Source organism: Arthrobacter sp. HLT1-20 (assembly GCF_054510895.1).
In genome coordinates this window covers 25,613-41,540 of sequence record NZ_JBTNDR010000035.1, presented here as the reverse complement: position 1 = coordinate 41,540, position 15,928 = coordinate 25,613, and the positions used below count along the sequence as shown (strand labels likewise).

12 protein-coding genes and 1 rRNA gene are annotated in these 15,928 nt (G+C 61.9%); 8 read left to right on the top strand and 5 right to left on the bottom strand.

Translation table 11 applies throughout. From position 1 onward, the window contains the following. Window positions 1-205 precede the first annotated feature (205 nt). Window positions 206-322, top strand: a 5S ribosomal RNA gene (gene rrf, locus ACX80Q_RS15535). A gap of 141 nt (window positions 323-463) precedes the next feature. Here the strand turns inward: rrf and ACX80Q_RS15530 are convergent. Then, window positions 464-1,318 carry a LysR substrate-binding domain-containing protein gene (locus tag ACX80Q_RS15530; protein ID WP_459331432.1) on the bottom strand — a complete coding sequence of 285 codons (855 nt, stop codon included), beginning with the start codon at window positions 1,316-1,318 and terminating at the stop codon, window positions 464-466. 77 nt (window positions 1,319-1,395) lie between these two features. Here ACX80Q_RS15530 and ACX80Q_RS15525 point away from each other — a divergent pair, with 77 nt between their 5' ends. Both ACX80Q_RS15525 and ACX80Q_RS15520 read left to right on the top strand, forming a co-directional pair. Further along, window positions 1,396-2,244 carry an alkaline phosphatase family protein gene (locus tag ACX80Q_RS15525; protein WP_459331431.1) on the top strand — a complete coding sequence of 283 codons (849 nt, stop codon included), beginning with the start codon at window positions 1,396-1,398 and terminating at the stop codon, window positions 2,242-2,244. Further along, window positions 2,245-3,084 (top strand): EamA family transporter, encoded by an 840-nt coding sequence (locus ACX80Q_RS15520; protein WP_459331430.1) that lies wholly within the window; start codon window positions 2,245-2,247, stop codon window positions 3,082-3,084. It abuts the gene before it with no gap. A 24-nt stretch (window positions 3,085-3,108) separates the two neighbouring features. On the opposite strand, the gene ACX80Q_RS15515 is transcribed toward ACX80Q_RS15520, so the two are convergent. From ACX80Q_RS15515 to ACX80Q_RS15505, 3 genes are read right to left on the bottom strand one after another with little or no spacing between them, the layout of a single operon-like run. Continuing rightward, window positions 3,109-6,408 carry an ATP-binding protein gene (locus ACX80Q_RS15515; RefSeq protein WP_459331429.1) on the bottom strand — a complete coding sequence of 1,100 codons (3,300 nt, stop codon included), beginning with the start codon at window positions 6,406-6,408 and terminating at the stop codon, window positions 3,109-3,111. Next, entirely contained in the window at window positions 6,409-7,104 is a 696-nt protein-coding gene (locus ACX80Q_RS15510; RefSeq protein ID WP_459331428.1) for a DUF4194 domain-containing protein, read from the bottom strand. Further along, complete coding sequence (locus tag ACX80Q_RS15505) at window positions 7,101-8,558, bottom strand: DUF3375 domain-containing protein (protein ID WP_459331427.1); 1,458 nt, start codon at window positions 8,556-8,558, stop codon at window positions 7,101-7,103. Before ACX80Q_RS15505 ends, ACX80Q_RS15510 begins: the two co-directional genes overlap by 4 nt. A gap of 257 nt (window positions 8,559-8,815) precedes the next feature. Between ACX80Q_RS15505 and rpsF the strand changes: the two genes are divergently transcribed. From rpsF to rplI, 4 genes are all read left to right on the top strand, one after another. After that, window positions 8,816-9,121 (top strand): 30S ribosomal protein S6, encoded by a 306-nt coding sequence (rpsF, locus tag ACX80Q_RS15500; RefSeq protein WP_103467154.1) that lies wholly within the window; start codon window positions 8,816-8,818, stop codon window positions 9,119-9,121. Between the two features lie 62 nt (window positions 9,122-9,183). Continuing rightward, complete coding sequence (locus ACX80Q_RS15495) at window positions 9,184-9,795, top strand: single-stranded DNA-binding protein (RefSeq protein WP_459331426.1); 612 nt, start codon at window positions 9,184-9,186, stop codon at window positions 9,793-9,795. 156 nt (window positions 9,796-9,951) lie between these two features. Then, window positions 9,952-10,191, top strand: a complete 240-nt coding sequence (gene rpsR / locus ACX80Q_RS15490; RefSeq protein ID WP_003800144.1) for a 30S ribosomal protein S18 — start codon at window positions 9,952-9,954, stop codon at window positions 10,189-10,191. Window positions 10,192-10,206: 15 nt separating this feature from the next. Beyond that, window positions 10,207-10,656: a 50S ribosomal protein L9 gene (rplI, locus tag ACX80Q_RS15485; protein WP_459331425.1), complete on the top strand. Its 450-nt coding sequence runs from the start codon at window positions 10,207-10,209 to the stop codon at window positions 10,654-10,656. A 65-nt stretch (window positions 10,657-10,721) separates the two neighbouring features. Here the strand turns inward: rplI and ACX80Q_RS15480 are convergent, their stop codons facing one another. After that, complete coding sequence (locus ACX80Q_RS15480; protein WP_459331424.1) at window positions 10,722-11,198, bottom strand: DUF1801 domain-containing protein; 477 nt, start codon at window positions 11,196-11,198, stop codon at window positions 10,722-10,724. A 215-nt stretch (window positions 11,199-11,413) separates the two neighbouring features. Here ACX80Q_RS15480 and ACX80Q_RS15475 point away from each other — a divergent pair, with 215 nt between their 5' ends. Further along, window positions 11,414-15,784, top strand: coding sequence for a glycosyl hydrolase family 95 catalytic domain-containing protein (locus tag ACX80Q_RS15475; RefSeq protein ID WP_459331423.1), 4,371 nt, complete (start codon window positions 11,414-11,416; stop codon window positions 15,782-15,784). The last annotated feature ends 144 nt before the right edge of the window (window positions 15,785-15,928 follow it).

The window sequence follows — 15,928 nt, the reverse complement described above, 5'->3', positions numbered from 1 at the left end:
ATTGCTCGCGTTCACTATGTGGTTCCCAACCAACAAACCCAGCTTTGTTAGTTGAAACCAAAAAAACAGGTTACCCCTGTGAGAACCCCCACCACACCAGTGGTGAAGGGCGACCACCAGGACCCTGTATAATAAAATACTGTTGCTCCAAGAGCACCCAACAAGCCACCCAACCACAGCGCAAGCCATGGTTTGGGGAACGAGTTACGGTGGTCATAGCGTGGGGGAAACGCCCGGTCCCATTCCGAACCCGGAAGCTAAGACCCACAGCGCCGATGGTACTGCATTCGTGAGGATGTGGGAGAGTAGGACACCGCCGGACAACACGTAAAAAAGGTAGAGGCCCCACACAACATGTGGGGCCTCCCTCATTTAACAACCAAACTAACCCGCAGAAAACAACGAAAATTCATGCTTTTGACGTGCTTTTCGCCGTTTACTGCGGGTTAGTTGCTTAAGGTGGCTAACGCAGGGCTGCTGCCACCGCAGCAGCCACCACGGGATCGTCCCGCCTGTCGGTGCGGTGGATGATGAATTCACTCAGTGGCTCGAGTGGCTCCGCAAAGTCCACCAGCGTCAAGCGGGGATCATGGCTAAACTCCCCTTCTCCCATCAGGCCCACCCCCAGGCCGGCAAGGACCGCAGCCTCCACGGCCTCCCTGCTGTCTGCTTCGATCAGTTGAGAGGGCGTCACCTGCCATGCCGCCATGGCCGCCTCGCTGGCACTGCGGGTAACGGAACCCCTTTCGCGGATGACCAGTGGCCGGCCCTGCAGGCGGGCAATGCTGAGGTTCTTGGCGGCAAGCTCTGAGCCCCGCAGGACCACGGCCACAAGGTCCTGGGTGGACAGTAGGGCGATGGTCAGCAGCGGGTGGGGCATGGGGTCGGCAACAATGCCCACGTCCACTAAACCGTTGGCAACTTGGTTCTTGATGATGGCAGAGTTTCCACTGCTCAAAGTAATCCGGAGCCCTGGATGCTCAGCGTGCACCTTGGTGAGGGTGGGAACGGCATGGATGGGCGCGTCCGCACCAAAGCGGAGGCGGCCCTGCGTCGAGGCCCGGTTGCCGGAGAGCAGCTGTTCCGCCTGGCGCGCCGTGGTGAAAATGCTCTCAGCGAGCTCCATCAGCTCCTCACCCTTGCTGGTGGCTTCCATGCCGGCAGCTGTTCTGCGAAGCAGGCTCACGCCATAGGATTCCTGCAGAAGCCGTACCTGTTCAGACAACGTTGGTTGGCTGAGGCCGGCAGCTGCGGCTGCCGCTGTGTAGCTCCCGTGGGTGGCCACTAGATGGAAGGCGCGCAAGTGATTGAAGTTCATAGAGACTACCTATTATCAACATAGGAAAAAATGGAGGATCCCCTCGATACTGTCAGAACATCGATAGCGTTGTACACGTGAAGACTTCAACATTGCGCACCCCTCATGTATTGGTTGTGGGAATTGATGGCATTCGCCACGATTCCCTTCTGGCGGCACATACTCCGGTCATTGATGGCCTGGCCGCGGCAGGAGTATTGCTGCCCGTCCGTGTCCACGAGAAGAACCTGACCATCTCAGGGCCCGTCTGGGCCACAGTGGCCACCGGCGTCTACATGGATCAACACGGGGTTGAGGACAATGAGGTTCACCCGCCGCAGCTGGCTGCCTTCGAGGACTTCACCGCCCTTGTCCGGCGGCAACGTCCCGAACTGGCGACCATGATTGCCACGAGCTGGTTCCCGATGTCCATGGCCACGGCCTGCGGCCCACTCTTTTCGTCCGGCGGATGGGTCAACCCCGTTGATCCCGAGGACCAAAACAACAATGACAGTTGGTTGAAGGCCGACGACGAGATCGCCCAGTATGCGTCGGCGCGCCTGCGCACCGAGGACCTGGCGGTCAGCTTTGTGTACTTCGGCGAGGGCGATGTCAACGCGCACAACCACGGCACGGGGCCCGACTATACGGCCTGCATTGAACGCTGTGACGCACGGCTTGGCCTGCTGCTCCAAGCCATTGCGGACAGGACCACGCGTGAAGAAGAGGACTGGAGCATCATTGTGGTCACCGATCACGGCCACCTGGACGAGGGTGGCCACGGCGGCGATTCGGACGAGGAACGCACGGCCTGGATGCTGGCCTCAGGCGAGGGCATCCCCGGCGGGATCACTGCCTTGGATCATGCGGACATCGCCGTTCAAGTCCTTGGCACGTTTGGCGTTTCAGCAGACGCCCTGAGCGGCGTGCCGTTCGGACAACGCTAAATGACCTTAGGCGTCACGCTGCTGGTACTCCTGGCCGCGTTGTTTCACAGCAGCTGGAACGCCATTGCCAAGTCCATCCCGCACCGGCTTGCCTCTGCGACACTGATTGCCTTGGTCTACCTGCTGGCAGGTGCGGTAGGCGCCCTCCTCTTCGGCCCGCCAGACCCCGCTGCGTGGCCCTTCATCCTTGCCTCGGGATGTTTGCAGACGGCCTACCTGATCCTGTTGACCACCTCCTACAAGCACGGCGATTTCAGCCAGATCTACCCGCTGGCACGTGGCCTGGCGGTTTTGCTCGTGGCCGCCGTTTCCGTGACCTTCCTGGCCGAGCACTTGAGCGCACTGCAACTACTGGGGGTCGCCGTCGTCGGAGGAGCCTTGCTGGGACTGGCCCTTGTGGGCAAGGCTGGCAACAGAAAGGGTGTCATCTTCGCCCTGCTGACAGGTGTGTGCATTTCCGCCTACACGCTGGTGGACGGCTTGGGCGTGCGCGAATCGGGCAACCCGTTGGGGTACATCTCGTGGCTGTTTCTGCTTCAGGGCGTGATTCTGCCAGTCGTCTGCTGGCTCGTGGCCACCGAGCGCCGAGCGTACCTGAGGGCGGTTGGTACGCATTGGCGGATCGGTTCACTGGGCGGCGTGCTGTCCATGATGGCCTACGGCATGGTGGTTGTGGCCCAGAGCGTGGCTCCGCTCGCGCTGGTCTCGGCCCTGCGGGAGTCTTCGGTGCTGCTGGCAGGGCTCATTGGCGTCGTGTTCTTTGGTGAAAAATTCTCCAAGACCAGGCTGGGCTTGACCGTGGCGGCCGTCGCTGGGATTGCCGCACTGCAACTGGGCTAGGGTCGCTGGGGCGCCCGCCGCAGCCTAACGCAGAATGATGTCGGTGGCCGTGGCGGGGGACTGGCCGGTGGAGACAAAACCAGAGACGTTGGCCTGCGGGTGCTTGATGATGTCCGTGACCGAGCCGAGGTGCTTGGACAGGTCCACCTTGTCCTCTGGAGCGGCCAGCAGAAGCTGGAAGCCAAATTCCTGCAGGGCGTTGATGCCGGCTCCGGCGTACTCGGAGTTCGCCTGGATGAAGGCCTCGTCAATCATCACAGTGCCGTAGGTGCTGTAGCCCTGAACATCGATCCCCAGCTGGTAGGCCAGGGCGGCGCCCATGATGAATGAGGTGAACCGCTGGCCCTCACCACCTGACAGGGTGCCGGGCTCCAGGCCCATTTCCACCTCCCCATGGGGGCGGTGCTCGTTGCAGCTGATAGTCACATGCTGGCGCACGTCCAGAACCGTATCCGCCCAGTGGGCCATGGCCGGATCGGCAAGGGCCTTGACCAGCCGTTCGAGCTGCTGGTAGCTGGATGCCATTTTCTCCTCAGTGGCCTGGGTATAGGCGTTCCCCAAGGCTTCCTTGAGGTCATTGCGGAAAGCCCTAGCTTCATCGGGGATAGTGGTTTTCACTTCCAGCCGCAGCCGGCTGCCCTTTTCGAAGGGGACATCTGCCAAGATTTGGTTGAGGGGCAAAATGCGTTCCTCAATGGTGCGCCGCTCCTCTTCCAACAATTGCAAAAGATCGGAGAAACGCTCGTAGGAGCGGTTGTTGAAGTACTCCCGGAACTCGTCCTGCCGCTGCGGCAGGCCGTCGGAAATGATGCGCTCATACAGCTCTTCATAGTGCACGGTGGCATCGGCACCCGTGCCGTAGCTGGCACTCATGGTGGGGCCGAACTGGCGGGCAAAGGCCTTGAAGATTTCGCTCAGGGCCCCTTCCGTGCGGAACTGGCGTTCCTTTAAGGCTGCGGCACGTTCGCCCAGGTCCACGGCAACACGGGCCAGCAGCACCTCGAGTTCATCCAGCGAGGTGGGCTCACCATCGCTCAGATACGGCGCAAAGGCAGCCACAGCCCAGTCCGGGGCGGCTTCCTTGAGCCCGCTGGCGGCGTGCAGGGCTGACTGTACGCTGGCAAGGTCCTTGCCAATCGCGGCCAAATCGTGGTGCAGCACGGCGACCCTGCCCACGGCGGCCTCCAGTTCTGCATTGGCGGAGGCCAGCGATTCACGCAGCTGGGCCAGGGTGGCGCTGCCGGCAATGGTTGCCTCCAGCGTGGCATGCAAGGCCTCCAGCTGCGCGGCAAGTGCGGCGGAATCCAGCTGCGCAAAGGTCCGCTGGTCGCCGGAAATGCGCTGCAGTGAAGCCAGCCGCTGCGTCGATTCCTCCTTGGCCAGGCTGCTCCGGGTGGCTGCGGCGGCGGAGGCCTCATGTTCTGCCGCCAGGGCCTGCGCCTGCTCCTCGAGCTGGGCGATCTTGGCCACATTGTTGAAGCCGAGCAGGTAGTCGCCGGGATTGATGGAGCGGGTGTCGCGCTCGAAAACTGCCGAGTTCAGTTTCACGGTGCCGGCTTGTGAAATGGCCCTGGTGTGCTGGTGCAACGCCGCATCGTGCTCAACGCAGATGAAGGCAAAGTCGCCGGTGATTTTCGCCCGGACCCAGTCGCCGGCGTCGGAGGCGTGGAAGTCCAGCTTGGTCACCAACTCGTCCGTGCCGGCAACAGTCCCTGTCCGGGTGGGGAGGCTGATGTCGATCCAGCGCAGCTTGCCGTGCCCGTCCAAGGTGTTGATGGCTGCAGTGACAGCCTCTATGTCCTGGCCCCTGATGAGCAAGGTGGTGGCCAGGGACCGCAGGACCTTCTCCGCGGCGGGTCGCCACACGCTGTGGCCTGCGCCCATGTCCACGAGTTCACCCGCGAAGGGCATGTCCTCCGGTGCAAGACCCGTGGCGGTGCAAATGGCCCGCCGGGCTGCAGCACTCCGGGGGTCGATGTTGCTGCCCCGGCGCTCGTAGGACTCAATCTCAGCCCGCAGCGCCTTCGCTTGGTCCTTGAGGTTCACGCTGGCCGCCACGGCCTGGTATTCGCGGTTGCGCGCTGACTCGGTCTCGCTTTGTTGCGCCTGGACGCCGGCGGCTGCCAGGGCGCGTGCGGCGTCCAGGCCGGCCGGGGTCCAGTCATGCGCCAGCCCGGCGGCATCCAGGTCCTCGCGAACGTCTGCCTCCAAACGCAACCGTTCCGCCAGTTCCCGCTTGCCGGTGCGGATGTCCTTTTCCAGGCCTTCGATGGCCCGTCCACCGTGGTTGGCATGCTGCTGGGCCAAGGCGGACACCGATTCAGAGAGGGCGTCCTTGGCCAGCGTGGCGGCCTCAATCTGTTGCCGCTTGTCCGCCTGCGCCTCGGTCAGGGCAACCGCCTTGGCGGTGAGTAGTTCCGCCTGGAACTGCTGGCGCAGCAGGGGAAGCTGGGCGTTTTTTAGCTCAACTGTGCGGGAATGATTTTGATTGAATTCCTGCAGTTTTTGGTGCAACTCCGGCACGGGCGCCAGCACATCACGCTGCCCGCGGGCGTCCTCCAGTTGGCGGTAGATCCCGGCCAGGTGGCTGAAGTCCTCCACGGCTGCGGCCGCGGCGGCCAGGGTCGCCGGCTTGTCCAGCACCTCGTAGCGGAAGAAGCGGTTGACGCCCTTGTCCAGGCCTTTGCCGTTTTGCAGGGTGCGCAGCAGGCTGAACGCCTTGTCATTGTGGATGCCCAGCTTGCGGCGGAACCGCTCGGCAAATGTCTTGTGGACGTCAAAGGTTTCAGCCCCGGGGAGTGCAGCGTGCAGGGATGACGGTGAAAAACGCCGGCTGCCGTGGTTCTCCAACGCCTGGGTGTCCAGTGCGGCGTCGTGGATCACATAGTGCTTGCCCACCTGCCCTTCCAGACCATTGGCTGGCAGGTCAAAGAGCGCGGCAATGGTGACTGCCCGGCCCAGGCCGTCCTCAAACACCAGGGCTGCGGCGGACCAGGTGGCGCTGGGGCGTTGGTATTCAATGCCGCTGGCCGTCTTGATTTTGCGGCCGCGCATGTAGCTGAACGTGGTGCGCCGGTCCTTCCTGTTGGATGCCTCATGGGCGGATTCATTCAGGCGGGGTGCGGCATAGAAGATGTGCTGGATGCCGTCAAAGAGGGTGGATTTGCCCACGCCGGGATGGCCCGTCAACAACGTTCCGGCCCGGTCAACATACATGGAGTGGCGGCCGTGAAAGGTGCCCCAGTTGATGATCTGGATTTGGCTGAGCCTGAACTGGCCGGGGTTGATGTCTTCGCCAATGGGCAGTGTGGTGGCAATGCTCATTTAGAGGGTCTCCTGCGTTGCGTCGTCGGGGGAGTCGAGATCAAAGGAATCGTTGGGCGCGCTCTTGTCCAGGGCTGCCAGATAGGCCGGAATTTGCTCGATCGAATCAAACGGCAGTGCAAGTGCCAAGGCGTTGCTCACCCGGTATTCGCCCTCCAACTCTGTGGGCAGAATCAGTTTCAAACCCATGAGCCGGGCCAGTGCGGCGTCAGTTTGTTCATCGAGGCGTTTGTCGTCAACAGTGCCGGGCTGGCGGTGTTCGGCCAAAATTTCTCGGGCGCTGCTGCGCGAGACGCTCACATCCGTGCCGCTGCCCGCATGCCGGTCCAGCAGCACGCGCAAGCGGAGCGCCAGGAGGGTTTCCTCGCGGCGCAGCGGCTTGCGCGCAACAATGGGCTGCGTGTGCACGGCCTCCATGGGGACGGGCGTCAGCAACGCAATCTTGCGGTCCGCATCAATGCTCAGCAGCAGGAAAATCTCGCTCAAGTACTGCTGCAGGGACACGGCGTGACGCAGGATGGTTGTCCACAGGGCCGGATCGGCCGTGCCGTCAATGTACGGCCCTCGCAGCAGGCGCACCAGTGCCTGCCGCAGGTCCAGCGGGAACGAGCCTGTGTCGCCGGGAAACAATGCCCGCTCCGTGTTGGCGGCGGAATCGCTGTGCCCCTGCGGTGTGGAGTGGGAACTGATGCTCATGGCGCGGAGTCCTTCGTGAAGGTGAACAACGGGATGCGGGCAGTTCGTGCGGTGCCGTCGATCTGAGTGAACGTCAAAATTTGTGTGCCGGTGGAATCCATGGAGTTGGCCGAGCTCCTGGCAGCCAGAATCAAGCCCCGGATGGTGTTGATGTGGTGCAACTCCGGCGGCAGGCTGGCATAAACATCAGCCAACGTTGCGCTGCCATTGCGTGTCATCCTGGCGTGTTCGACGGCGGCGTGCAGGGTTGGCATGTCCGGCGCCGGCGTGACGGGGGTCCTGTGGATGTCAGCATCGCTGAGCCGCGGGGGTGCCGCAAGCTTTGGCGGGGGAACATGGTCCTCGGGGTTGAAGATGCCCAGGCCGGCCAGTGTTTCAAACGTGGGGGAGTGGAGCAGGGGCTGGACCACTGCTGTGCGCGATCCCAGCGCAGCCTTGGCCACTGCCTGCTCGGCGGCATGAATGGACCGGCGCAGCAGCACGGATTCCCTGAATTCCGCCGACTGCACGTAGGCGTGCAGGCTCTCTGAAAGGCGCCCATAAATAGCGTGCACAGCGGCCGCCTCGCGGCGCATTTCGCGCAGCAGTGAGGCCAGGTTTGCCCGTTCCTCGGAACTGAGTTGGTCAGTGAAGTCCCGTTCAAGGACCTCGTTGATCGACTGCCTGAAGCGGGCCTGTTGGATGGGGTCGTTGAGGAATTCGGTGAAACCCTGAAAGGTCTCGCCCTCGGCGGTGCCGCGCAATGCCTTGTCACCGGCCAGCACCTGGCCCACGGCAACACCCTTCGTCACGGAGGATTCCATGATCTCCTGGCGGATGGTGTGCAACATGAGGTCCACGCCGTCGCGCATGCGCTTGAAATCCGCCGGCAAGCTGGCGGCCAGGTCCAGCACGCTGCGGGTGGCAGCCACGGCGGAGTCGGGCGACAGAACCGCGGGGCTCTCACCGTTGCGCAGCGCCACAATTTCCTTGTGGCGCTCGGCGATTTCCGCCTCGAGGGCTGCGATCCGGGAGTCCGGGTTGGGGTCGCTTTGAAAGGACAGCGTTTCAATGCTGGTGAGCAGGGTGCTCAACCGGGAACTGTTGAGATTGGTCCGCTGGCCCGTCAGGGTGTCCATGAAGGCCAGCACACGGGCAGTGCTTGCTGTGGGTTCGTAGAAGAACTTGCCGTCCGCCATGGGGCGGGCCAGAAACTGGCTGCGCACCCAAGAATCGGCGTAGTGCGACGCCTGCCAGGCCTCGTTGAGGCTGAGGTTGTCCTGGCGCAGTTCCTTCATGAAGTCAGCCAGATCGGCGTGGAACTCCTCCAACGGAACACGTTGCGTGGTGGCGGTGAACTCGGCGCGCAGAAACGCCGCCGCCCACGGCGCCCCCTGCAGCAATTTCCAGGCAGGGCTTTGGCGCAATTGTTTTTGCGCGTGCCACTGTGCAACGGCGTTATCAGTGGTGCGCATGGCGTTGGCCTTCTGGCAGGGGAGGGGTCACTTCATTTTAAGCCATGCCGGTGCCGAGAAAGACGGCGGGACCTGGTGTGTGGCGAGAGTTACGCGCGGACGGGGGTGTCCGGCGTCGTAATTACGGTAGGATGGATAAGTCTGTGCTGGCGCCAAGGCCACTCAATCTGTGTGCTTGGGGGCCGCCGGACACCGCAAATGAACCTCCTGTTACGGAAATGCCGTAACCGCCTAGCCCAAAGGAGGTGGGTTCACATATGCGTCCTTACGAACTGATGGTAATCATCGACCCCGATGTTGATGAGCGTACCGTTGAGCCGTCGCTTCAGAAGTTCCTGAATGTCATCACCAACGATGGTGGAACCATCGAAAAGGTTGACATCTGGGGCCGTCGTCGCCTGGCTTACGACATCCAGAAGAAGTCTGAAGGTATCTACGCAGTGGTGAACTTCACCGCTGAGCCTGCTACCGCTCAGGAACTTGACCGCGTTCTTGGCCTCAACGAGACCATCCTGCGCACCAAGATCACCCGTCCGGAAGAGCAGAAAGTAGTAGCCGAGTAATTTCGGTTTACTTTCTTTAAATTCTTTCTCCGTAGGAAAACACAAGCAGGAAGCAGGAGCAGATGGCAGGCGAAACCACTATCACGGTCATTGGTAATCTCACCGGTGACCCCGAACTTCGGTTTACCCCGAGCGGTTCAGCAGTAGCGAACTTCACCATTGCGTCGACTCCGCGGACCTTTGACCGCCAGTCCAACGAGTGGAAGGACGGCGAAACGCTGTTCCTCCGCGCGTCGATCTGGCGCGAAGCGGCCGAAAACGTTGCCGAGTCCCTGACAAAGGGTACCCGCGTGATTGTTTCAGGCCGGCTGAAGTCGCGGACCTACGACACAAAAGAAGGCGAAAAGCGCACCGTCATGGAGCTTGAGGTCGACGAGATCGGCCCCTCGCTGCGTTACGCCAATGCCAAGGTCAACCGTACCCAGCGCTCCGGCGGTCAGGGTGGGGGCAACTTCGGTGGCGGCAACGGTGGCCAAGGCGGCAACTTCGGCGGCGGCAACGCTGGCGGAGGCCAAGGTGGCTTCGGCGCCAATCCCGGTGGCGGCAACGCTCCCTGGGGTGGCGGCGGCGCGCAGCAGCAGCCCGCACCGGCAGCCGATCCCTGGGCCACGCCCGGTGGCGGTTCCTCCGGTGGCTGGGGCGCTGGCCCGGATAACTCCGAGCCTCCCTTCTAACATGCGGTGCACACCCTTTCGTGTCGGCTCCGCCGCCACGCTTCGGACCCTAGTGCACCACACTTACACGTTTTACAAATAGTGCGGCAACCGCCGTACGCACTCCATCCCGCGGATTAATATCCACGGGCTCCACGAATACTAAGGAGCTCCACGATGGCTAAGGCTGAACTCCGTAAGCCCAAACCAAAGTCCAACCCCTTGAAGGCCGCTGACATCACTGTCATCGACTACAAGGACGTAGCATTGCTGCGCAAATTCATCTCTGACCGTGGAAAGATCCGTGCACGTCGTGTCACGGGTGTTACCGTTCAGGAGCAGCGCAAAATCGCCCAGGCAATCAAGAATGCCCGCGAAGTTGCATTGCTGCCCTACTCCGGCGCTGGCCGCGGTTAAGGGAGATAAATAAACATGGCAAAGCTCATTTTGACTCATGAAGTAAGCGGCCTCGGTGCCGCTGGCGACATCGTTGAGGTAAAGAACGGTTACGCACGTAACTTCCTTCTGCCCCGCGGCTTCGCCCTCACCTGGTCCAAGGGTGGCGAGAAGCAGGTGGAAACCATCAAGGCTGCTCGCTTGGCCCACGTGCACGCTTCCATCGAAGCTGCTCAGGAGCAGGCCTCCGCTCTGCAGGCCAACGCTGTTGTTTTGAAGGTTAAGGCAGGCGCCTCAGGCCGCTTGTTCGGTACCGTCAAGGCTGAAGACGTTGCAAAGGCTGTTGCCGCTGCAGGTCTGGGAACCATTGACAAGCGCAAGGTTGAACTGCCTGCGCACATCAAGAACACCGGCAAGCACACTGCAACACTTCGTCTTCACGACGACGTTTCAGCTGTTATTGTATTGAACGTTGTAGCAGGCTAATAGCCCGCTTATAGCTTCAAGAGAGGCCCGGCCCCCGTTTTCGGGAGCCGGGCCTCTTGCTTTAACTACTTCTTTTGCGACTGCAGAGATTGCATGTCCGTGGTGGTGATGTGCCGGTAGCTCATGCCAATGAGTTCACGGAGCACGTCCAGGTCAATGTCGGCGAGCTTGTTGATGTAGACGCACGCCACGCTGGACTTGAACTTGCCCAACTTTTCCAGCAAAGGTCCGGCCTCTGGCGAGTCTTGGAGCCCATAGATCACCAGATTCGCTTTCCTGGGTGAGAATCCTGCGGCGGCGGCGTCACCCTCGCGCCCCGAGGCGTACTTGTAGTGGTACTCGCCAAAGCCAATGATGCTTGGCCCCCACATGCGCGGCGGCTGCCCCGTAATCTCCGCCATCATGTCCAGCAGGACGACGGCGTCCTTGCGGCGTGTTTCCGTGGTGTCCACGGTGGCAATGAACTCCAGTGGATCCACGGCTGTGGGATGAGTTTTGTTGGTCCCGTTGCTGGTCTTGGCTGAAACATCGTTGGCACCCATGATCGCGCTCCTTTGGTTGCTAGTAGTTTAGCGCCGGGCGCTTTTGTTCACACCGGGCCATGGCGCAGGGGCCCGCTCGAGTCCATATTGCTTCACGTATAGACCGCGATACATCGGATGTATTACTGTGGGACCTGTCACTTTGTTATCCATACCATGCTGCGCGTCCAGGGTTTGCTAGTCCATGGGTCCGCCTGCTTCTTTGCTGAGGGATTATGGTTCTGCCAAACATACGAAAATCATTTACCAAGCCAATAGCCGCCGTGTGCGCCTTGGCTGTGGTAGCCGGTCTGGGCTTCACCACGATTGCTGGTGCCAACGCAGCTGAAACTCCCGTTGCCCCGATTACCTCGGCCAGCATCCTCGCGGGATCACAGATTCCCGAGACGGACCAGATGCTCTGGTACACGTCCCCGGCCACCAACTGGGAAACCCAGTCGCTGCCCATCGGTGGCGGACACCAGGGCGCCAACGTCTTCGGCGGCCTGGCCAGCGAACGGCTGAGCCTCAACGTTGACTCCCTCTGGTCCGGCGGCCCCGGGTCCAAGGAAGGCTGGACGGGCGGCAACTGGCCCTCGGACGGTTCCAAGAACGGAAAACTTAAGGAGGTGCGCGATGAGATCACAGCCAACGGCTCCATGTCCCCTGGCGCCGTTGCCAGCAAGCTGGGCATCCCCTCCTACAGCCTGCCGGGCGGGGTTATCCCGGGCTTTGGCTCCTACCTCAATTTTGGCCAGTTCTACTTTGACGTCCCGGACGCTGCCGGAACCACCAACTACCGCCGCGACCTGAACCTGGGCAACGCCGTGGCCGGGGTCAGCTACACCAAGAGCAATGGCGCCAAGGTGCAGCGCTCCTACTTCTCCTCTTACCCGGACAACGTTTTGGTTTCTCGCTTCGCCGCCGACCGTGCCGGTGAAATCAACTTCACCACGCGTTTCACCTCCCCCAACGGTGCCGTGCAGACGGCTGCCGGCAACCGCATCACGGTCAAGGGCGTTGTTGCCGACAATGGTTTGAAGTACGAGATGGCCGCCCACGTAGTCACAGATGGCGGAACCGTCACGGTTGAGGGCAACAACCTGAAGGTTACGGGCGCCACGAGCGCCACCATGTTCATGTCCATGGGCACCGACTACAAGGACAACTACCCCACCTACCGTGGCGTTGACCCGCACGCGGCCGTGACGGCCGCCGTCGACGGTGCCGTTGCCAAGGGTCATGACGCCGTCAAGGCGGCGCACATTGCCGACTACAAGGGCCTCTACGACAACATGAGCCTGAACATTGGCGGCCACCTGCCCGCTAATGTTCCCACGAACACCCTGCGTTCCGCGTACAAGGGCAATGGTTCCGAAGGGGACAAGGCCCTGGAGACGCTGTTCTTCAACTACGGCCGCTACATGATGATTGCCAGCTCGCGCCCGGGCACCCTGCCGGCGAACTTGCAGGGTCTGTGGAATGACAGGAACACCCCGCCGTGGCAGGCGGACTACCACACCAACATCAACTTGCAGATGAACTACTGGCTCTCCGAGGTGACAAACCTTTCCGAAACGGCCGAGCCGCTCAACGACTTCATGGAAGCGTTGGTTGAGCCCGGCAAGGTCACTTCCAAGTCCATCTTTGGTGCGGATTCACCCGGTTGGATTGTCAATCAGAACACCAACGTCTTTGGCTTCACGGGTGTTCATGACTGGGCCGAGTCCTTCTGGATGCCTGAAGCGGCAGCCTGGATGATGCAGCCCGTTTACGAGCACTACGCCTTCACCGGCGATGTTGCCTACCTGCAGACCAAGGCGTACCCCATGATGAAGGGTGCTGCCGAGTTCTGGATTCATAACCTGCAGCCGGACCCGCGGGATAACAACAGACTTGTTGTCACCCCGAGCTACTCGCCGGAGCAGGGCCCGTTCACTGCGGGTGCCGCCATGTCCCAGCAGATTGTTGTCAACCTGCTCAAGGACACCCTGGAAGCTGCCAAGGTTTTGAACACGGATGCAGCTTTCCAGGCGTCGTTGACGGCCACCTTGAACAAGTTGGATCCGGGACTGGCCGTTGGTTCCTGGGGCCAGATCAAGGAGTGGAAGATCGAGAACACCTCGATCGACACACCCACCAACCAACACCGCCACGCCTCAAACCTCTTTGCCCTCTACCCGGGCGATGCCATTGACGTGCGCAACGATCCGGTGCTTGCGGCTGCTGCCCGCAAGTCACTCGACGCCCGCGGTGACGGCGCCACCGGCTGGTCCAAGGCCTGGAAGATCAACTTCTTGGCCCGCCTGCTGGACGGCGACGGTTCACAGAAGATGCTCTCAGCGCTGCTCAAGAACAACGTCTACGAGAACCTCTGGGACGCCCACCCGCCGTTCCAGATTGACGGCAACTTTGGCGCCACCTCAGGCGTTGCTGAAATGCTGCTGCAGTCCCAGTCCAACGCCATTGACCTGCTGCCAGCGTTGCCGGCCAACTGGGCCACGGGCGCTGTCTCCGGCTTGAAGGCCCGCGGCAACGTTGAAGTTGGCATGTCCTGGGCCAACGGCGCACCCACCGGTGCGGTGCTTCAGCCGGGCAAGTCAGGCCCGCTCGCTGTCCGTTCGGCCATGTTTGACGGCAAGTTCAGTGTCAAGAATGAAACCACTGGCGCCACCATTGCGGCCGTCAAGGGTGCCGATGGCATTGTGAAGTTCGACGGCGTTGCCGGTGCGAAGTACGTCATCACATCCACCGCCAATGTCACCATTGACGCACCGGCCACCATTGCCGGCGGTACGGAGTTTGACCTCACCGTGAACCTCAACGCACCGGGTACAGCCTTGGCTGCCGGTTCGCTGACAATCGCCGCCCCGGCCGGCTGGACCGTGGAACCGGCGACGGCGTCCACCCCCGCCGTTGCTCAGGGCACCAGCGCCCAGACAAAGTTCAAGATCAAGCCCTCCCTTGCTCCCCTGGGCTCGGCCAAGGTGGTGGCCACGCTGACCAGCGGCGGCAGCACCCTGACCACCGATCACGCCATTGTTGTCACCGACCCCACAGTGGTGCCCTGCACCGCCATGACAGTGACAAGCGTCAGCAGTGAGGAAACCGGGGGCGAGAACGGCCGCGGCACCAACATGACCGACTGCGACACCACCACCATGTGGCACACGGCATGGAGCGCAAATTCCACGCCGCCGCCACACTGGGCTGTCATTGATTTGGGTTCAACCGTGAAGCTCACGGCGGCAGGCTGCAGCCCGCGCCCGGCCTTGAACGGCCGCATCACCAAGGCCAGCATGGCAACAAGCCTTGACGGTGTCACCTGGAGTGCGCCCACGGTGGCCACGTGGGCCAACAACACCGACGCCAAGTGGATCCAGCTCAATGGGGTTCAGGCCCGCTACGTGAAGTTCACAGGCATGGAAACCCTCGGCGACGGCGCCAACGCCAACAAGTGGGTCACCTGTGGAGAATTCAACGCCAAGAAGGCTGTTGACGGCGGCACCACGCCGACCCCAACTCCTTCGGCCACGCCCACGGCGACAACCACGCCCACGGGCCCTGCCAGCGGAACCATTTCCCCCGTGCTCTGCTCGGAAATGACTGTCACCGGATTCAGCAGCCAAGAAACCGCTGCTGAACAGCGTCCCGCCAGCAACGTGGTTGACTGCAACCAGGAGCCGGGCTGGAGCACGGCGTGGAGCGCCGCATCCACACCGCCCCCGCACTGGGTCATCATCGATCTGGGCAAGGCGCGCAACCTGGTTGCCGCCGGGTGCCAGGGACGCGCTGCGGCCAATGGTCGCATCAAGGATGTCACCGTCGAGACCAGCCTTGACGGAACCACATGGGCCGCTCCCGTAGCTGCCACCTGGGCCAACTCCACAGCCATTCAAAGCGTCACCTTGAATGGTTCGCCGGCACGCTATGTTCGTATGACGGGCGTAAGCTCCTTTGAACAAAAGTGGATTGCTTGTGGCGAGTTCGTGGCCAGCGAGCGTATTGCCGATCCCACGCCCACGGCAACACCGAGTGCGTCGGCAACACCCTCGGCAACACCGTCAGCGTCACCGAGCGCGTCTCCCTCGGCAACTGCGTCTGTCTCACCGAGCGCGTCAGCCTCCGTGACTCCGTCAGTCTCTCCCACTGCCACGGCAAGTGCCACAGGAACTGCCGTGCCGACGTCGTCGAGAACAGCTGGTGTCACGGTGACCGCCGCCCAAGGTGGCTCGCTGCTGGTCAAGGGAAGCGGATTCACTCCCAACGAGCCGGTATCCGCTGTCATCCGCTCCACGCCCGTGGAGATGGGAACCTTCACCGCCGACGCGAAGGGCAATGTCAGTGTCAGCTGGAAGGTCCCCGTTGACTTCGCCCTGGGCGAGCACACAGTGACCTTGACGGGCCAGACCTCCAAGCGTTCGGTGGTGGTCCCTGTGACCATTGCTGCAATGGCGACGGCGGTGGCGGTGCCCGGACAGAACGAACTGCCCAACACCGGAGCCAGCGGACTGGCCCTGGTGATGGCGTTCGGGTTGTTGGTTGTTGCCGCCGGTGTGGTCCTCGTTGCAAGGTCCAGAAGGAAGCACATGCCCAAGCGCGCATAGAGAAAACTGGCGCGTCGTAGCAATGCCGCGGGGGATATCCACAGACTGACATATGTCTGTGGATATCCCCCGCGGCATTTGTGCTTTCGCTTTGTACCAGGAGCCGGCGCCGCCAAGAAAATTGTGGCAAAAAACTATTCATCC

Coding starts and splice junctions, on each gene's coding strand:
- ACX80Q_RS15530 (WP_459331432.1), bottom strand. CDS start 1,318: ATGAACTTCAATCACTTGCGCGCCTTCCATCTAGTGGCCACCCACGGG.
- ACX80Q_RS15520 (WP_459331430.1), top strand. CDS start 2,245: ATGACCTTAGGCGTCACGCTGCTGGTACTCCTGGCCGCGTTGTTTCAC.
- ACX80Q_RS15515 (WP_459331429.1), bottom strand. CDS start 6,408: ATGAGCATTGCCACCACACTGCCCATTGGCGAAGACATCAACCCCGGC.
- ACX80Q_RS15510 (WP_459331428.1), bottom strand. CDS start 7,104: ATGAGCATCAGTTCCCACTCCACACCGCAGGGGCACAGCGATTCCGCC.
- ACX80Q_RS15505 (WP_459331427.1), bottom strand. CDS start 8,558: ATGCGCACCACTGATAACGCCGTTGCACAGTGGCACGCGCAAAAACAA.
- rpsF (WP_103467154.1), top strand. CDS start 8,816: ATGCGTCCTTACGAACTGATGGTAATCATCGACCCCGATGTTGATGAG.
- ACX80Q_RS15495 (WP_459331426.1), top strand. CDS start 9,184: ATGGCAGGCGAAACCACTATCACGGTCATTGGTAATCTCACCGGTGAC.
- rpsR (WP_003800144.1), top strand. CDS start 9,952: ATGGCTAAGGCTGAACTCCGTAAGCCCAAACCAAAGTCCAACCCCTTG.
- rplI (WP_459331425.1), top strand. CDS start 10,207: ATGGCAAAGCTCATTTTGACTCATGAAGTAAGCGGCCTCGGTGCCGCT.
- ACX80Q_RS15480 (WP_459331424.1), bottom strand. CDS start 11,198: ATGGGTGCCAACGATGTTTCAGCCAAGACCAGCAACGGGACCAACAAA.
- ACX80Q_RS15475 (WP_459331423.1), top strand. CDS start 11,414: ATGGTTCTGCCAAACATACGAAAATCATTTACCAAGCCAATAGCCGCC.